General features: G+C 58.3%; 14 protein-coding genes and 1 pseudogene. 9 read left to right on the plus strand and 6 right to left on the minus strand.

Going from position 1 to position 16689, the window contains the following annotated elements; all coding sequences use genetic code 11:
• Nucleotides 1-131 precede the first annotated feature (131 nt).
• The 5 genes from ACA068_RS09955 (at nt 132) to ACA068_RS09975 (ending at nt 3612) form a co-directional block, all read left to right on the plus strand.
• Nucleotides 132-1687, plus strand: a protein-coding gene (locus tag ACA068_RS09955) for an IS3 family transposase (protein WP_497303394.1) whose coding sequence is annotated in 2 segments (ribosomal slippage) — nt 132-596 and nt 599-1687 — 1554 coding nt in all. Because the reading frame shifts where the segments join, the coding sequence is not laid out codon by codon here.
• Nucleotides 1688-1995: 308 nt separating this feature from the next.
• On the plus strand, nt 1996-2367 hold the full coding sequence (locus tag ACA068_RS09960; protein ID WP_497309455.1) for a bacteriocin: 372 nt from the start codon (nt 1996-1998) through the stop codon (nt 2365-2367).
• Nucleotides 2368-2560: 193 nt separating this feature from the next.
• Nucleotides 2561-2989, plus strand: coding sequence for a glycine zipper domain-containing protein (locus tag ACA068_RS09965; protein ID WP_497309457.1), 429 nt, complete (start codon nt 2561-2563; stop codon nt 2987-2989).
• A gap of 124 nt (nt 2990-3113) precedes the next feature.
• Nucleotides 3114-3296 (plus strand): hypothetical protein, encoded by a 183-nt coding sequence (locus ACA068_RS09970; RefSeq protein WP_497309459.1) that lies wholly within the window; start codon nt 3114-3116, stop codon nt 3294-3296.
• Nucleotides 3297-3402: 106 nt separating this feature from the next.
• Nucleotides 3403-3612 carry a hypothetical protein gene (locus ACA068_RS09975; RefSeq protein ID WP_497309460.1) on the plus strand — a complete coding sequence of 70 codons (210 nt, stop codon included), beginning with the start codon at nt 3403-3405 and terminating at the stop codon, nt 3610-3612.
• Nucleotides 3613-4239: 627 nt separating this feature from the next.
• Here the strand turns inward: ACA068_RS09975 and ACA068_RS09980 are convergent.
• Together ACA068_RS09980 and ACA068_RS09985 are read right to left on the minus strand one after the other, a co-directional pair.
• Entirely contained in the window at nt 4240-4635 is a 396-nt protein-coding gene (locus ACA068_RS09980; RefSeq protein ID WP_497309461.1) for a hypothetical protein, read from the minus strand.
• 2 nt (nt 4636-4637) lie between these two features.
• Nucleotides 4638-5252: pseudogene (locus ACA068_RS09985) on the minus strand (scabin-related ADP-ribosyltransferase); the annotation flags it as partial.
• Nucleotides 5253-5324: 72 nt separating this feature from the next.
• Between ACA068_RS09985 and ACA068_RS09990 the strand changes: the two are divergent.
• A protein-coding gene (locus tag ACA068_RS09990) for an IS3 family transposase (protein ID WP_497304932.1) occupies nt 5325-6541 on the plus strand; the annotation gives its coding sequence in 2 pieces (ribosomal slippage) (nt 5325-5670 and nt 5670-6541; 1218 coding nt in all).
• A gap of 19 nt (nt 6542-6560) precedes the next feature.
• On the opposite strand, the gene ACA068_RS09995 is transcribed toward ACA068_RS09990, so the two are convergent.
• The gene (locus ACA068_RS09995) at nt 6561-10823 is read right to left on the minus strand and encodes a DUF6531 domain-containing protein (protein ID WP_497309462.1); all 4263 of its coding nucleotides are present in this window, start codon (nt 10821-10823) and stop codon (nt 6561-6563) included.
• Nucleotides 10824-11075: 252 nt separating this feature from the next.
• On the opposite strand from ACA068_RS09995, the gene ACA068_RS10000 reads away from it, so the two are divergent.
• On the plus strand, nt 11076-11771 hold the full coding sequence (locus ACA068_RS10000) for an HAD-IA family hydrolase (RefSeq protein ID WP_497309464.1): 696 nt from the start codon (nt 11076-11078) through the stop codon (nt 11769-11771).
• Nucleotides 11772-11825: 54 nt separating this feature from the next.
• On the opposite strand, the gene ACA068_RS10005 is transcribed toward ACA068_RS10000, so the two are convergent.
• Nucleotides 11826-12572, minus strand: a complete 747-nt coding sequence (locus ACA068_RS10005) for a 3-oxoacyl-ACP reductase family protein (protein WP_497309466.1) — start codon at nt 12570-12572, stop codon at nt 11826-11828.
• 125 nt (nt 12573-12697) lie between these two features.
• Between ACA068_RS10005 and ACA068_RS10010 the strand changes: the two genes are divergently transcribed.
• On the plus strand, nt 12698-13621 hold the full coding sequence (locus ACA068_RS10010; RefSeq protein WP_497309467.1) for a LysR family transcriptional regulator: 924 nt from the start codon (nt 12698-12700) through the stop codon (nt 13619-13621).
• A 70-nt stretch (nt 13622-13691) separates the two neighbouring features.
• Here the strand turns inward: ACA068_RS10010 and ACA068_RS10015 are convergent, their stop codons facing one another.
• The gene (locus ACA068_RS10015) at nt 13692-14432 is read right to left on the minus strand and encodes a phosphoadenylyl-sulfate reductase (RefSeq protein ID WP_150800675.1); all 741 of its coding nucleotides are present in this window, start codon (nt 14430-14432) and stop codon (nt 13692-13694) included.
• A 173-nt stretch (nt 14433-14605) separates the two neighbouring features.
• Between ACA068_RS10015 and thrH the strand changes: the two genes are divergently transcribed.
• A complete protein-coding gene (thrH, locus tag ACA068_RS10020) occupies nt 14606-15223 on the plus strand; it encodes a bifunctional phosphoserine phosphatase/homoserine phosphotransferase ThrH (protein WP_497309469.1) in 618 nt (205 codons plus the stop codon).
• Between the two features lie 9 nt (nt 15224-15232).
• Here the strand turns inward: thrH and pabB are convergent, their stop codons facing one another.
• Nucleotides 15233-16570: an aminodeoxychorismate synthase component I gene (gene pabB / locus ACA068_RS10025; protein WP_497309470.1), complete on the minus strand. Its 1338-nt coding sequence runs from the start codon at nt 16568-16570 to the stop codon at nt 15233-15235.
• Between the last annotated feature and the right edge of the window lie 119 nt (nt 16571-16689).

Genomic DNA, 16689 nt, shown 5'->3' on the forward strand with positions numbered 1-16689 from the left:
AACCCCGCGCCAGTAGTGGGGTTTTTTATTTTCCGAGGTTCGACACTGCGGAAATGCCCCCGGTGTCAGGATAGTTGTCGCCTCTCCGATTTTTCCTTAAAAAGCATATCGGGGGCGGAAAGAGACTGGTCGTGCCGTACTATTCACCTGAACGCAGAGCCGCATTACTCAAGATGCTGCTTCCCCCGCAGAACCTGTCGATGGCCGAGGTTTCCCGGCGCGAAGGGGTCAGCGAAATGTCTTTGTCCAACTGGCGCAAGCAGCTCAGTTCTGAAGGAAGTGCAGTGTCCGAAAACAAGTCGTTGGCCGAAAACTGGTCAGCCGAAACCAAGTTTGCTGTCGTGCTCGAAGCCGCCGGTTTATCCGAGATCGACCTGGGTGAATACTGCCGCCGCAAAGGCCTTTACCCTGAGCAAATTACGGCCTGGCGGCAGGCCTGCATCAACGGTCAGAAGGCAGATAAAGCCCAGCAAAAAGAAGATCGCGAGCAAGCTCGCAAAGACAAGAAACGCATCCAGGAACTTGAGCGCGAACTGCGCCGCAAAGACAAGGCGCTCGCTGAAACAGCCGCGTTGTTGGTGCTGCGAAAAAAGCTCAACGACTACTGGGGGACGAACGACAACGAGGACAACTAACGTCTTTGCCAGAGCGCCAGTTGCTCGTTGCCTGGCTGGGTAGCGCGGTCGCGGCAGGCGCCAGAAAAATCAGGGCCTGCCGGGAAGTCGGTCTATCGCTGCGAACCTTGCAGCGGTGGACTGAAACAGACGTTATCCCGGCAGATGCCCGAACGACTGTCACACGGCCAACACCGCGAAATGCACTGAGCGAAGTCGAGCGTCAGACCATCGTGACGCTGTGTAACAGCCCGGAGTACGTCCACTTGCCGCCGAGCCAGATCGTGCCACGACTGGCCGATCAAGCGTGTTATCTGGCGTCGGAGTCGACGTTTTATCGCGTTCTACGTGCGGCAGGCCAACAGCAACATCGAGGCCGCAGCCAGCGACCCAGAAGGCACGCAGCACCGACGACGCATGCGGCCAAAGCGCCCAATCAGGTGTGGTCATGGGACATCACGTATCTGCCCTCGCCGATACGCGGCAAGTATTACTACCTCTATCTGATCGAGGATATTTACAGCCGCAAGGCCGTGGGCTGGGAGGTCTACGACGCAGAAAGCGGGGAGAAAGCCGCCGCACTGCTGCAACGCAGCGTGATCGCAGAGCAGTGTTTGCACGAACCGCTGGTGCTGCACTCGGACAACGGCGCGCCGATGAAGTCGGTGACGCTGCTGAGCAAGATGTACGAACTGGGCATCACGCCCTCGCGGGGCCGGCCGCGTGTGAGCAACGACAATCCCTACTCGGAGTCGCTGTTTAGAACGCTGAAATACTGCCCGCAATGGCCGCAGGATGGCTTTGTCAGTTTGGACGCTTCACGCGCTTGGGTGAGGGACTTTATGCGCTGGTACAACAACGAGCACCGGCATAGTCGTATCCGGTTCGTCACACCGGCTGAGCGGCATCGGGGGCTGGATCATCAGGTCTTGGCCCGGCGACATGAGCTGTACGAACGAGCCAAGGAGAAAAAACCGGAACGATGGTCAGGCCAGACGCGTAACTGGGAGCCGATCGGCACCGTGCTGCTGAACCCGGATCGAGAGCAACAGATCGAGAAAATAGCGGCATAGTTAGACGGTTGACGCGACAACTACCTTGAAAAACGCCGAATGGATTACAGCTTCTCGATGACTTTCCTGTTGGGTTTATTTCACAAAGTTTTCACACCCGCTTACGTAGTCTCAGCTCATCCGTTAGAAAGCAGTACCCTAGCCCGTTCCCCAGCGGGCTTTTTTTTGCCTGTCATAAAACCTTTTCAATAAAAGCTGTCCAACCGTCGCCAATGGCGAGGAGGGGCGGTTTTTGTGTGGACGTTTCCTTCTCGAAAGCATTCAATCCCCGGGTTTTCGGTTTCTCCTAATTTTTGAGGTTTTTCTTCATGCGTTTAACATTGCCTGCTCTGGTTCTGGGACTTCTGATGACTCAAGGTGCGATGGCTGCCGGTGATGGCACTGCTGCGCTCGGTGGTGGTCTGGGCGGTGCGTTGGGTAACGTGGTCGGCCAGAGCATGGGCGGCAGCACCGGCGCGGCAATCGGCGCGGGTGTTGCGGGCGCTGCCGGCAGTGCGGTGGCAGCACGTAAAGGCAGCCGCACCAAAGCGGCCATTGGTGGCGGTGTCGGTGCGGCCGGTGGTTCGGTAATCGGCAACAGCCTGGGCGGCAAGACCGGTTCGACCATTGGCGCAGGCCTGGGTGGCGCATTGGGCGGCGGCGTAGGCAGCAATCTGGCCAAGGGTCACAAGCGTCACTGATCCTGATCGATCAAAGCGAAGAGCCCGGCTAAATGCCGGGCTTTTCGTATCTGGATGTTTCGTTTTCGCAGACTTCGAATTTGCAGCTGTCCAACCTTCATCGCTGGCCGGATTCAGTGAGTGCAGGTGTTAGACTCACGCCCATCCGTAGCGCGTACTTTTACCCCCGATACGGAATTTTGAGGTTCATATCATGCGTTTGACATTGTCCACGATGTTTCTGGGACTTTTGGTCGCTCAAGGTGCAATGGCTGCCGGTGACGGCACTGCAGCAGTGGGTGGCGGTCTTGGCGGTGCACTGGGTAACGTATTGGGTCAGCAAATGGGCGGCAGCACAGGCGCAGCGATTGGCGCCGGCGTTGGCGGCGCTGCGGGCAGTGCGGTTGGTGCGAACAAGGGCAGTCGCACAGAGGCAGCGATTGGCGGTGGATTAGGCTCGGCAGGCGGCTCGGTGATCGGCAATAGCCTCGGCGGTTCTACCGGCTCGACCATTGGCGCAGGCCTGGGCGGTGCAGCAGGTGGGGCGGTCGGCAACAACCTCGGCAGCGACAACGGCAGCTCCCATTCCGGGGGCGGCCATAAAAATAAGCACAAAAACAAGCACAAGAATAAACATCACTGATTCGACATCGAGTGACATCAGAAACCCGGCCCAGGCCGGGTTTTTCGTATCTGCTTGCTGGACCCCGGAACGTTTGGTCGCAGGCCGCCTCGAACGTCATACACCCAACGTTGTGAGAACTGCCATGACACCTGAAACCGAAGGCAAGGAAGAAAAAGGCCCGAGTGGGCTCCCGGTCATCAATGACCCCGGCAACGAAGATCCGGGTTCTTTGATGGATGACGCAACGGTCCCGCTTAACGATTCCGATGACGCGGGGGATGTGGGAAACCTCGAGTATGAAGAAGAGGATGAAGACGAAGATTGACCAGCGTTGTGGCGCAATCGACCGATCGTCTCTCTGATCGAACGCAAGCATTGCCCAGCCCTCGAAATTTCAGGGCCTGCTTTTCAGGCCCTTCGAGAGGTGCTTTATGAATGCTGATCCGAAAGTCGACGATGACGACACCCCTGAATACCCGCTGCCTTCGCCCACCGATTCCTTGAGTCGCGATCAACGTCCGCCTGACGACGACACTGCGGTTGAGCAAGTGCCGACTGATGATGTGAAACGTGGCGATGTGGAGGCTATTCCCGAAGATCCGGACATTGCTGATAACGATGGGTCCGGTGAGCCGAGCTGAAAAACCATTCGTCGATTGGGCTGTACCTTTGAAAAGCCAACGCTGCCAGAAATCAGGTACGCACCTTTTTAAGGAGATGCACCATGATCAGGTCAACATTGATGGTCCTGACGGTGAGCGGCGTGTTGTTGGTCAGTTCAATGGCGGCGTTTGCTCAATCTTCCGGCAATGACGCGCCGGTCGATAAGGGCGGGATGCCGCCGTCTACTGAAATGAATGCGGGTTCTGGAGACGGGAAGGCGCTGCCGCCTGGCTCGATTGGCAGTGGAAATGCCGGTGATGCGAACGGGAGTAGCACCAGCCCGGGAGCAGGAAGCGGGTCGATGAGTGGTGGAAGTTCGATGGGGAGTGGTTCTGGGAGTGGGTCTGGAGGATCCGGTAGTTCTGGTGGTTCGGGGATGAGTGGAGGTGGGAGCGGTGGGAGCGGTGGGAGTTCGGGTAGTGCGGGAGGAGGGACGGGTGGTGCTGGTGGTGGGACGAGTGGTTCGGGTGGTTAATCCATATATTTCAGGAAGATGAGCCCAGTTAGAACTGGGCTTTTTTGGCTAAAGTGATGTGGCTAACTAAATCTGCTCTTTTTTCTCTTGGATATTTATGAGCGTAGATTGCTATAGCGTTTTTTTTTTGCTAGGGCATGAACGATGCAAGCCAACGCTTATAGAAGTCCCTTTGTTGTTGAATATCAGTTGTGATGTCTTTGTCTTCATAATCGAAGATATTAACCACATCTTCAGTTTCAGCTGGCTGTCCCATATGAAGCTCATACGCCACTATGCCACCGGCCATTTGCGATGCCATACGCGAGGGATATACGTTGAGTTTTGCGCCTTTGCATAGAAAATTTATTTCCGGAAAATCGGCTCGCAACAGCCCAAAGCATTCGTAAAGATCATGAGCCGTGTATGTTTTTCTCAAGCCGTTTTTCGTTGTGAAAACCAATGTCAGATTTTTTCGGTCGCATTCGATTGAAACTTTCTCGGTGACTCCGCAGGAGTCTACGGATATTTCTATTGTTTTGTTCACGATCACTTCCTGCGTGGGTTGGGGGTTGAGTAGCCCTTATAGCTGCCATCGGCGTTGACGGGGGTCACACCGAGAATGTCTCGATTGTCTACTCCGCCAGGCATAGCTATTTCAACCTCACCTCTATGAGGCGAAATAATGCCGAGTTTTTTATTCACATCTATCCCGCGAATATTTTTTATTACATAGACGAACCCGTCTTCATATCCATAACCCGTTGCAAATTTTATAGCTTCCTTTTCCGAAGTCGAGGTGCTGACAAAGAAGCTGGGAGGGCTTCGGTTGTCCAATGCGTGTAAGTAAAGGTCCATGCTGTCTCCCAAGGGCTCAAAGCCGGCTTCAAATATCTCCCACGATTCCCGTGAATCTCCGCGATATAAGTAACGATTTTTTGGTTTAGGTGATGGAGCGCTGGGCTCCCCCTCATCAACCTTCGCCTTCCCCGCCGGATCCTCATCCCCAAACGAAGGCCTCTTGCACCCATCCCCTCCAGGACAATCATTCAACCCCAACGGATCAACCCACCCGGTGGGATTGCGCGTGTATTGATACCCGTTTAACCCACCCGCCAACTTACTCGGATCCGGCGTCAGATACCGTCCCACATCCGGGTTGTAGTTGGACGAGCCCCATGAAAGACAGGACACCGTTTCCCCCTTAAGATAAGGGATAGGCAAACGGTTATGTATATGACTAATAGTAGTGATAAGGGTGGGGAGCTGCTGGGCCAGGAGCGTCGTCGCCGTTGGAGCCCAGAGCAAAAGCTGGCGATGGTTCGCGAGAGTCTGCAACCAGGACAAAGTGTTTCGGTCGTGGCCCGGCGCCATGGCGTGAATGCCAACCAACTCTTCCAATGGCGCAAGCTTTATCAGAATGGCAGCCTCTCGGCGGTCAGTGCCGGAGAGACCGTAGTGCCGGCTTCTGAATTGGCCGACGCACTCAAACAGATCCGTGAGTTACAACGGATGCTGGGCAAGAAAACCATGCAAGTCGAGATCCTTCAGGAAGCCGTGGAGATTGCTCGGTCGCGAAAATGGATTGCGCACTCACCCTTGTTGCCGGGGGACGACCTGTGAAGCTGATCAGTGAAAGTCTCGGTGTAGCGCGCTCGCAATTAACGGTTCGACTCAAGCCAGCTGCACGGCCCGCAAGGCGTCGTCCAAGAATGGACGATGCCGCTTTGGTCAAAGAGATTCAGTCTGAAGTCAGTGAGTTGCCCAGCTATGGCTACCGCCGTGTGTGGGGTTTGCTCCGTCGTCGGCGCGAACAACAAAGTCAGGCGCCAATCAACGTCAAACGGGTCTATCGCGTGATGCGCGATCATCAGTTACTGCTGGAGCGTCGAATTAAACAGCCCGGAGTGGCGCGCCGCCATGAAGGCCGCATCGCAGTGGCCACCAGCGATACCCGCTGGTGCTCTGACGGGTTTGAGTTTCGCTGTGAAGACGGCGACAAGCTGAGCGTGACCTTCGCCCTGGACTGCTGCGACCGCGAAGCCATCGGCTGGGTGGCCAGCCCGACGGGGTACAGCGGCGACGATATCCGCGATCTGATGCTGGAAGCGGTGGAAACACGCTTCGGTGAAGAACCGCCTGCCACCCCGGTGCAATGGCTGAGCGATAACGGCTCGGCCTACATCGCTGAACAGACACGCCAGTTTGCCCGACAGATCGGTTTACAGCCGGTGACGACACCGGTGCGCAGCCCGCAGAGCAACGGCATGGCCGAGAGCTTCGTTAAAACGATGAAGCGCGACTACGTCGCGCACATGCCCAAACCTGACCGGGAAACCGCCTTGCGCAACCTGACGGTTGCCTTTGAGCATTACAACGAGGAGCATCCGCACAGCGCTCTAAAATACCGTTCACCGCGGGAGTTTAGGCGTTTGGCAGCGGCATCAATTTAACGGGGTATTGGTGTCCGGTTTAGCAGGGGCCAGTCCAGTAGTACCGATGCCGGTTGTAATGCAGTCCCGTCTCCGCATCGTAATACTGCCCCTGGAACCTCAATGGCTGATCCAGAACCTGATGGGTATCACGATTGAGGCGAGTCAGGCGGCCATAGGCGGTGTACTGGGCAGCCCAGATGATATCGCCGCTGTAGTCGGTGAGTTCTTGCGGTGTCCCAAGGTGGTCGAGTTGGTAGTAGAACGGGCAGGCCTGGCGTGGGCCTTTGCCGTCGAGCATGGCCAGCGGGCGGAAGGTGCCGGGTTCGTAGATGTAGCTGCGGTAATGCTCGCGGCCACTTTCTGCGATGAGGAGGTCGCCTTGCCAGAAAAATTCGGAGGTTTTGCCGTCGACGGTTTTGCTGATGCGGCGGCCGAAGGCGTCGTAACGGTAGCTGGCGGTGTTGCCGTTCGGGAGAGTGGCGCCGATTAATCGATGCTGGCAGTCGTAGTGGTATTCGGTGACGAGTTTTTGTGCGGCGCCACGGCGCTCGCGGATCAGGTTGCCGAAGGCGTCGTAGTCGAAATGGCGATCGCCTTGCATCAGCAGGCGATTGCCTTTGAGGGTGACGGGGCCTGGACGGTCCTGCATCAACAGGTTGCCGGCGGGGTCATGGGCAAAGCTTTCGGGCTGCTGGTCGCGGGAGTGGCGGACGCGGATCAGTCGGTCGAGCGGATCGTATTGATAGCTGCGTTGGCCATGACGGGTGTCGGCGATGTGCTCAAGATTGCCGTTGGCGCGGTAGGCATAGTCGCGGCGATACAGCGGTTGCTGGTGTTGGCTGACAGCATGCGCTTTCAGACGACCCTGTTCGTCGTAGTCGTACTGGCTCAGCAACATGCCTTGCTTGCGCTGCAGTTCGCGGCCGGATTTGTACGTGTGGCTTGTAAGGCGTGTGCCGTTCAGGTCGATGGCTGTCAGCGCACCACCCTTGGCGTGGTGATAGTCGAGTTTGCTGTTGTCCGGCAGACGCAGATGGTTGAGTTTTCCGCAGGCGTCGTAGGCATAGCGCAGCGTGCCCCAGCCCTGATGCTCGGTGATCAGGCGGTTCTGCTTGTCGTACTCGAACTCCAGCGGATGGTCGTGGCCGTCATCGACGCTGGCCAATCGACCGAGGCGGTCATAGCGATACTCGACGTTGACACCATTGGGCAGGTTTTTGACCAACAGGCGTCCGGCCGTATCGCGCTGGTAACTGGTAAACAGCTGCGAGCCGTCATCACCGAATTCGGTTTTTTCCAGTAGATGGCCGTTGAGGTCGTAGGCATACGCTGTGCGCCGGCCATCGAAGCCGGTTTCCTGTCGGATCAATCCGCCGGGCGTGTAGTCCAGTCGATAGTGTTCGCCGGATTCGTTTTCGATTTCTGTCAGGAGCAGCCGGGCGTTGTCGTAGCGATAATGCAGCTGTGTGCCGTCGGGATTGATTCGACGGCTGACCAGGTGCAGGTCATCGTCGTATTCAAAACGGGTAACGCGCCCCAGTTCATCGCGTTCGGCGGTGATTTTGCCGTAGGCGTTGTAGCTGAACGCACGACTGGCGCCTGTAGGCAGAGTCGTTTGAATAAGTCGGCCAACGGCGTCCCATTGGTAGTGAGCGACGGCGCCGTGTTCGTCCTGACGGGTAATCTGCCGACCCAATACATCGTAGGAAAAACGCCGCTGACTGCCGTCCGGCAACGTCTCTTCGACCAGTTGCCCGATGGCATCCCACACGAACACATGACGGCTGGTGTCCGGGTAACGGATAGACTGCAGCCGTCCTTGAGCATCGTAGTGGTAGTGAGTGATGTGGCCCTCGGGATCGATGGCCTCGGTGACATCCCCCTGCACATTGCGTTGGTATTTCCACACCGCTTTACCGCGATATCGCGCATGCAGGAAACCGTTGCGATATTCGTAGGATGTTGGCTCGTCTTCCGGTGGAATCAGCGCGATCAGCCGCCCGACCTCGTCGTAGCGATACTGGGTGATCGCCCCTGATGGACCGCGCTCGGTCGTTAATCGGCCCTGGTCGTCGTAGGCCTTGAGATGCTCGCCGCCATCCGGCTCAACCCGACGCACCAATCGCGCCTTATCGTCATGGACATAAAATTCTTCGCTGCCATCGGTGTTTTTTACCAACACGGCGCCGTCTTCATCCCAGGCATAACGCGTATCCATCTGCGAAAACGTCGCCCAGTGCCTGACACATCTGGCCGCCTTGCCAGACCTTTCCCACTCCCAGAAAAAACTTGCCCCACCGGCCAGTTGCCGCTGCAGAATCACGTGTTGATCGTCGTAGTCGTACCGCTCGCTTTCGCCGGCCGCATTGGTCGCTTCGATCAGGCGTTGACGGGCGTCGTAGCGGTAGGCAATCAGCGTTTGCTCGGTACGCCAGGCATCCAGCAACCCGTCGGCGGGATGAAACGACTGATACTCGACCGCTACGATGTGTCGGCGCTCGTAACGCAATAGCAGTGAACGTCCCGCGCCGTTGTCGATGCGTTGAATGCGATCCTGACGGTCGCGGGTAATGTGAAGCCGGTTGTCGTAGGCATCACTGATGGTCGTCAGCCGACCCTTCACAAAGTGATAGAACCGCGCCGTCTCACCGGCCAGTACGAGGACCAGTTCTTCAGGTTTGTTCCCCAGGTAAATCGCGGCCCGGGACAGGCTGTTATGAATCGCTGGACGCGAAAGACTGGGCAGTGGAAACGTCGTGCGACGGTTTTCGTGGTCGGTCCAGACGACCTGTTCTGCGTCCAGCTCCAGACGATGCGCCAGCGAATGACTCCAGCCCCAACCCAGCCCGCAATCCATTTCCACGGCGCTGGTTCGGTACAACCGGGTAAACGCGAAAGTCAGCAAGCCGTTCAGCGAACCATCGTCGAGTGTCAGCAATTCTTCGCCAGTGACCATCGACACCGGGCAACCGTTGGTGCAGGTCAGCGGCCCGCAATCGGCGCTGTCGCCGTTGGGGTTTTTCGCTTGATCGGAAACGTCGTCACGGTGTTCCTGCCGGCTCAATCGGGTCATGGCGGCGGATTTGTCGCGAGCAATGGCGACAGGATTCTGCACTGTCACAACCGGCGCAATGCCCATGCTGATCTGCAACGGCACGGCGGGTGCGGGTTTCAGCGGAGCATTTCGGACATTGACCGCGAGGGGTTTGAGTACGCCCGCGTGGGTCGTCAGGTCGGATTGGGTGCCAAGCCCGGCCAACCTCAGGCTCGCGGCGGCCAGCCATTTGCGCGCTCGCTTGGATTTGACCTTGTCCAGCACCTTGGCGCTGATGCCGAGCTTCAGCCCTGTAGGACCTGTGAAGCGCGCTAGCAGGAAGCCGATCAAGATTCCGGTACGAATCTCTGCCACGACTTCGGCGCTGAACTGTGGAGGCAACATCCGCAACCAACTGGTGATCGCCGCCAGATGAATGAACAGCAACGGCTCATCACTCAATACCAACAATAGATTGGCGATGGATTGCGCTGAAGCGTCCAGCAGCGTTTCAAGTTCAGTTTCGGTCAGGTACTCAAGGAGTTTTTCACTGTTGGCTTGCAGGTCCGCGATCAACTCGTAGAGCTGCTTCACGTCATCCCATAGCTCGTTCAGGGAATTCTCTAGACCGCGCCAGTCGGCTTGTTGCAGCAGGCCGTAGCGTTTGATGAAGCCAGCCTCGGCGAACTCGGCCCACGAGGGTTCGAATTCAGTCGCCCACTCGCTACGCAGCCAGCCTTCCAGACCGCTGATGACGCCTTGATAAGAGGCATAAAGCGCTTTGACATGCTCAGCGGAAACATTCGGGAAGAAGGTGGTGCGATAACGCAGGCTGCGTTCGCACTCGGGGATTTCGAGGATGCCGCTGGGGCCGATCTCGTGATGGACCGGCTCGCCGAACGTGCCGTCACTGTTCAAAGGCTCAAGCATCACCGGGGTGTTGCCGATCGGCACGAACCGCGCGGCGTCGAACATGTGCACCAGGGTCAGCGGGCCCGCTGCCGGGCACGCGGCGACGGTCGAACTGACAGGGGTGGTGGAATTCTTCGGCGCGACCAGGCGGACTTCGTTGCCGACCTTGAACACCTGCTCGATGTCCAGCGCCTTGCCGGTCCAGAAACTTTCGGCCCAGGCATCGTAGTCATTGAGGCAAAGCCGGAAGTCGCCGAGCAGCGCCTCGATATTCGGCTGCTCGGGGTCCATGGCGGCAACCACCAGCAGGCCGATGGCGTTATTCAAGGCCAGTACCTTGTCAGGTACGAACATTCGCAGTCCCTCGCGCAGATCAAGTTTGAGCGCGAGACTTTGCTAGGGATCAACGGGTAAAGAAGTCGGGAAAGGAGGCGTTTTATGTAGGGAAAATCGCTAAATGACGACGAGCACTTTTTGTATCTGTCAGGGATTGCCCGTTGCTCGATGGCAGCCGCGCTCGCTATGCTGCTGAATCCTTTAATCGATCACGGACCCGGCCGCACCTGAGCCGCCTCTGGGATGTCATTAGAAAACGGATCAGATGCGATGAATGCACCGCTGAATGAATACGGCCCGATCAAGGCCGTGATTTTCGATATGGACGGCTTGTTGCTGGACACCGAGGGCATTTATACCGAGGTCACGTCCATGATTGCCGCGCGCTACGGTCGAGTCTTCGACTGGAGCATCAAACAGAACATTATCGGCCGTGGCGCGGGTGATCTGGCGCGGTACGTGGTTGAGGCGCTGGAGTTGCCCATCACCGCCGAAGAGTTTCTGGTGATTCGCGAACCGCTGATGCGCGAGCGTTTTCCGCGAGCGCTGGCGATGCCCGGCGCCGAGGAACTGGTTCGGCACTTGAAAGCCAACAACATTCCGATCGCGGTTGGCACCAGTTCTTCGCGCCAGTCATTTGGCCAGAAAACCACCTTGCACCGTGACTGGTTCGCGCTGTTCGATTTCGTCGTGACGGCCGATGACCCTGAAGTGGGCGCGGCCAAACCGGCGCCGGACATCTTCCTAACGGCGGCGCGGCGCCTGGGCGTTGCGCCCGAAGATTGCCTGGTGTTCGAAGACTCACCGTTCGGTGTCACGGCGGCGAAAGCGGCGGGGATGACGGCGATTGCGATTCCCGACGCGGCGATGGCTGACGAAAAGTATGCGCATGCCGATGGCATTCTTCGTTCGTTGAAGGCGTTCAACCCGAGTGCATGCGGTTTGCCAGCCCTCGAATGGGCTTAACGACGGAAAACGTGGGAGCAAGCCCGCTCCCACATTTGGATTGTGTTTAAAGCATCAGGCGCCAAAACCACCGTCGATGGTCAGGCTCGCCCCTGTGATGTAACCGGCTTCCGGCCCAACCAGGTAGGCAACAAAGCTGGCGATTTCTTCGGCTTTGCCGTAACGCCCCACCGCCATCAGCGGGATCAGGCTGTCGGCGAAGTCACCGTTGGCCGGGTTCATGTCGGTGTCGACCGGTCCCGGTTGCACGTTGTTGATGGTGATGCCGCGCGGGCCGAGGTCGCGGGCCAGGCCTTTGGTCAGGCCGACCAGCGCCGATTTGCTCATGGCGTAAGGGCCGCCACCGGCGAAGGGCATGCGGTCGGCGTTGGTGCTGCCGATGTTGATGATGCGACCGCCTTCAGTCATGTGTTTGGCGGCGGCCTGGGTGGCGATGAACACGCTGCGCACGTTGATGGCCAGGGTCTGGTCGAAATCTTCGAGTTTGAAATCCTCCAGTGGCGCAACGGCCAGCACGCCGGCGTTGTTGACGAGGATGTCGAGGCGACCAAAGGTTTCTACGGTGGTGGTCACGGCGTTGCGAATGGCCTCGGCGTCGGCGCTGTCGGCCTTGATGGCGAGGGCTTTGCCGCCATTGCCAGTGATGCTGTCTTGCAAGGCTTCGGCTTTGGCCGTGGAGCTGACATAGGTGAAGGCAACGGTCGCGCCTTCAGCGGCCAGGCGTTTGACAATGGCGGCGCCGATGCCGCGGGACCCGCCTTGAATCAAAGCCACTTTGCCGCTGAGGTTCTGAGTAGTCATAACGATCTCCGAAGTCCCGAGGCGAGATGTCTCGGTTGATGGAGCCTAGTATCGATTGCGGATTACACGCTGTGTAGACGGCAATCGCGATAGTCTGTGTAAACCAGAAGTTTATAGTGGCGCCTATGGAAACCTTCAGCAGTATCGAATGCTTCGTGCGCAGCGCCGAGGTTGGCAGCTTCGCCGAAGCCGCGCGACGCTTGAGCCTGACTCCGGCGGCGGTGGGCAAAAGTGTTGCAAAGCTTGAGGCCCGGCTGGGTGTGCGGCTGTTCCAGCGCAGCACGCGAAGCCTGACGTTGACCGAGGCCGGTCACCTGTTTCTCGGCGAAGTCAGTTCCAGCTTGCACACGATCCAGAATGCGGTGGCCAACCTGGCCAGCGCCGAGGGTCTGCCGGCGGGAACACTGAAAGTCAGCATGGGCACGGTGTTCGGGCGTTTATACGTCGTACCCTTGCTAGGCGAATTTCTGCGGCGTTTTCCGGCGATCAACCCCGACTGGCATTTCGATAACCGTCAGGTCGATCTGATCGCTCAGGGTTTCGATGCGGCGATTGGTGGGGGATTCGAGCTGCCGCAAGGCGTGGTGGCGCGTAAGCTGGCGCCGGCGCATCGGGTGTTGGTGGCTTCAGCCGGGTATCTGGCGGCGCGGCCGGTGATCGTCGAGCCCGATCAACTCAAGGACCACGACGGCATCCTGATCCGCTCGCCACAAACCGGTCGGGTGCGTTCCTGGCAATTGACCAGTAGTACTCAGCAACACAACCCGCTGACGCTCAAGGCGCGCATGACCATGAGCGATTCGGAAGCGGCGTGTGCGACGGCGGTCCAGGGGTTGGGCATCGCGTTGGTGAGCATGCCGTTTGCTGCGGGGTATCTGCAGGCCGGGACGTTGCAGCGGGTGTTGCCGGACTGGTATGTCGACGATGGCAATATTTCTATTTATTACGCGGAACACAAACTGCTGCCCGGCAAGACCCGGGCGTTTGTGGATTTCATTATTGAGCAGTTTGCGGAGCAGAGGTTGGGATCGCGGTTCAGTGCGGTTTGAGTTGGCTTGAGACCGCGTCATCGTTCATCACGAGCAGAATCTCCCACAGGGGATTTCACAAAGCTCGGGATCAGGCCTTGGACTTGCTGATGATATTCCCCGCATGCAACCCGCATTCTTTCTGCGTCGCCTCTTCCCACCACCAGCGGCCTTCACGTTCATGCTGGTTCGGCAGCACCGGGCGGGTGCACGGTTCGCAGCCAATGCTGATGAAACCGCGTTCATGCAGGCTGTTGTACGGCAGTTCGAGCATGCGGATGTAACCCCAGATCTCTTCGCTGGTCATTTGCGCCAGCGGGTTGAATTTGTAGAGGGTGCGTTCCGGGGTGGAAAACGCGGTGTCGATTTCCATCACTGCGACGGCGCTGCGTGTGCCCGGGCTCTGGTCCCGACGCTGGCCGGTGGCCCAGGCGGTTACGCCCGACAGCTTGCGTCGCAGCGGTTCGATCTTGCGGATGCCGCAGCACTCGCCATGGCCGTCCTTGTAGAAGCTGAACAGGCCTTTTTCCTTCACGAACGGTTCCAGTTTCGTGTAGTCCGGCGACACCAGTTCGATGTCGATCTTGTAGTGCTCGCGCACCTGATCGATGAAGCGGTAGGTCTCCGGGTGCAGGCGGCCGGTGTCGAGGCTGAACACTTTGACGTTCTTGTTCAGCTTCCAGGCCATGTCCACCAGCACCACGTCCTCGGCGCCGCTGAAAGATATCCACAAGTCATCGCCAAACTCGGCAAACGCGAGTTTCAGGATGTCCTGGGCGGATTTGTTGGCATAGGTCGTGGCGAGTTCCACGACATCGAACGATGGGCTCATCAGGGCGGCTTCCTACAGGTCGGTGGCGCTGGGCGCTCTATATAGGCCTGATGGTAACAAAATCCTGCGGCGGCGGGCGCGCCCTGTGCGTTGCGCGGGGCAGCCTGAGTCGCTAGAGTTCGGCAGTCCTTTTACTCGCTCGACTCAATAATCAATACAAATGGGAGTGTCTTGTGGAAATTGCCTGTCTGGATCTCGAAGGTGTGCTGGTCCCGGAAATCTGGATCGCGTTCGCTGAAAAAACCGGTATTGAATCCCTGAGGGCGACCACCCGGGACATTCCCGACTACGACGTGCTGATGAAACAGCGCCTGCGAATTCTCGACGAGCACGGCTTGAAACTCACTGACATTCAGGAAGTGATCGCCACGCTGAAGCCGCTGGACGGCGCCGTCGAGTTCGTCAACTGGCTGCGTGAGCGGTTTCAGGTAGTGATTCTGTCGGACACGTTCTACGAGTTTTCGCAGCCGCTGATGCGCCAACTGGGGTTCCCGACATTGCTGTGCCATCGTCTGATTACCGACGATTCTGGGCGGGTAACGAGCTATCAGTTGCGTCAGAAAGATCCGAAGCGTCAGTCGGTTCTGGCGTTCAAGAGCCTGTACTACCGCGTGATTGCGGCAGGGGATTCCTACAACGACACCACGATGCTGGGCGAGGCCGATGCCGGGATTCTGTTCCACGCGCCGGACAACGTGATTCGCGAGTTTCCGCAATTTCCGGCGGTGCACAGCTTTGAGGATTTGAAGCAGGAGTTTATCAAGGCTTCAAATCGGGCTTTGAGTTTGTAGCCGCAAAAGCTAGAGGTTCTGCAGGGTTTCCAGCAGGACCTTCACCTTGGTAATCGATTCCTGATATTCGGCCTGCCACTCCGAGTCCGCGACGATCCCGCCACCGCCCCAGCAGCACACCTGCCCATCCTTGACCAGCAGGCTGCGAATTGCGATGGAGCTGTCCATCTCGCCGCGCACGTCCAGGTACAGCAACGAACCGCAATACAACCCACGTCGGGTCGGCTCGAGTTCGTCGATGATCTGCATGGCACGAATCTTCGGTGCACCGGTAATCGATCCGCCCGGGAAACTGCCGGCGATCAGGTCCAGCGTATCCCGGTCATCCGCCAGTTCGCCGGTCACGCTGCTCACAAGGTGATGCACATTCGGATAGCTTTCCAGACTGAACAACTCCGGCACCCGCACCGAGCCGATGCGGCAGGTGCGGCCGAGGTCGTTGCGCAGCAGGTCGACGATCATCAGGTTTTCCGCACGGTCCTTGGGGCTGGCCAGCAGTTCGGCGGCGTTCGCCGCGTCTTCGGCCGACGTCATGCCTCGCGGCCGGGTGCCTTTGATCGGGCGGGTTTCCACGTGACGTTCACTGACTTTGACGAAGCGCTCAGGTGACAGGCTCAACACAGCGCCGCCGTCGGGCAGGCTCTGGAAACCGGAAAACGGTGTTGGGCATGCGGCTCGCAGCGCGATGTACGCAGCCCACGGATCACCCACACATTGCGCACGAAAGCGCTGGGCGAAGTTGACCTGGTAACAGTCGCCGGCCTGGATGTAGTGCTGAATGCGCTCAAGCGCTTGGCGATACTCGTCAGCGCTCAGGTCGGCTTTCATGGAGGCTTTCAGCTTGAACGGCTCGATCGGCTCAGCCGCAGGCTGACTGAACAAGGCGATCAGGCGCTGGCGCTCGCTGTCGATCAGGGTCGGGTGGAACACCAATTGACTGGTGGCCTGGTGGTGGTCGCTGATCAGTGCCCAGTCGTACAGCCCGAAACGCGCATCTGGCAGGTGCAAGTCGTCCAGGGCATGGCTTGGCAGGTGTTCCAGGTGTCGGCCGAAGTCGTAACTCAGGTAACCGATCAGGCCGCCGGCAAACGGCAGTTCATAGGGAACGGCTGCTTTACCGAGTCGTGTCAGATTGTCGCGAAGGCGTTGCAGGAAATCCCTGCCACTTTCGTCAGGCAATACCGCTAATTGCTCCAGTGGCCAGGCGCTGAGCAGGTCATACCGACCACGTTCGGCACTCGGCCGGCCACTGTCGAGCAGCACGGCACCGGGGGCATGACGAATCGCCGCGAAGTACTCGGCGGGGTTGGCGCGATAGGGCAGCGGGTGTACGAAACAGGTCAACATGGGCGGGGCAGATCAGCCATCGAGGCGGGGTGGCGATTGTAGTCCTCTGCAGGATTTGCTCCTAGAGGGGATGTCGGGGATTGGTAGATTGAGAGCGGCTGGCGAGAGGCCTGTGGCGA

The sequence above is a fragment of the Pseudomonas sp. LBUM1660 genome (assembly GCF_059695935.1).

Excerpts from the sequence above, each read along its gene's own strand:
- ACA068_RS09960 (WP_497309455.1), top strand. The coding sequence starts at position 1,996 with ATGCGTTTAACATTGCCTGCTCTGGTTCTGGGACTTCTGATGACTCAA.
- ACA068_RS09965 (WP_497309457.1), top strand. The coding sequence starts at position 2,561 with ATGCGTTTGACATTGTCCACGATGTTTCTGGGACTTTTGGTCGCTCAA.
- ACA068_RS09970 (WP_497309459.1), top strand. The coding sequence starts at position 3,114 with ATGACACCTGAAACCGAAGGCAAGGAAGAAAAAGGCCCGAGTGGGCTC.
- ACA068_RS09975 (WP_497309460.1), top strand. The coding sequence starts at position 3,403 with ATGAATGCTGATCCGAAAGTCGACGATGACGACACCCCTGAATACCCG.
- ACA068_RS09995 (WP_497309462.1), bottom strand. The coding sequence starts at position 10,823 with ATGTTCGTACCTGACAAGGTACTGGCCTTGAATAACGCCATCGGCCTG.
- ACA068_RS10000 (WP_497309464.1), top strand. The coding sequence starts at position 11,076 with ATGAATGCACCGCTGAATGAATACGGCCCGATCAAGGCCGTGATTTTC.
- ACA068_RS10005 (WP_497309466.1), bottom strand. The coding sequence starts at position 12,572 with ATGACTACTCAGAACCTCAGCGGCAAAGTGGCTTTGATTCAAGGCGGG.
- ACA068_RS10010 (WP_497309467.1), top strand. The coding sequence starts at position 12,698 with ATGGAAACCTTCAGCAGTATCGAATGCTTCGTGCGCAGCGCCGAGGTT.
- ACA068_RS10015 (WP_150800675.1), bottom strand. The coding sequence starts at position 14,432 with ATGAGCCCATCGTTCGATGTCGTGGAACTCGCCACGACCTATGCCAAC.
- pabB (WP_497309470.1), bottom strand. The coding sequence starts at position 16,570 with ATGTTGACCTGTTTCGTACACCCGCTGCCCTATCGCGCCAACCCCGCC.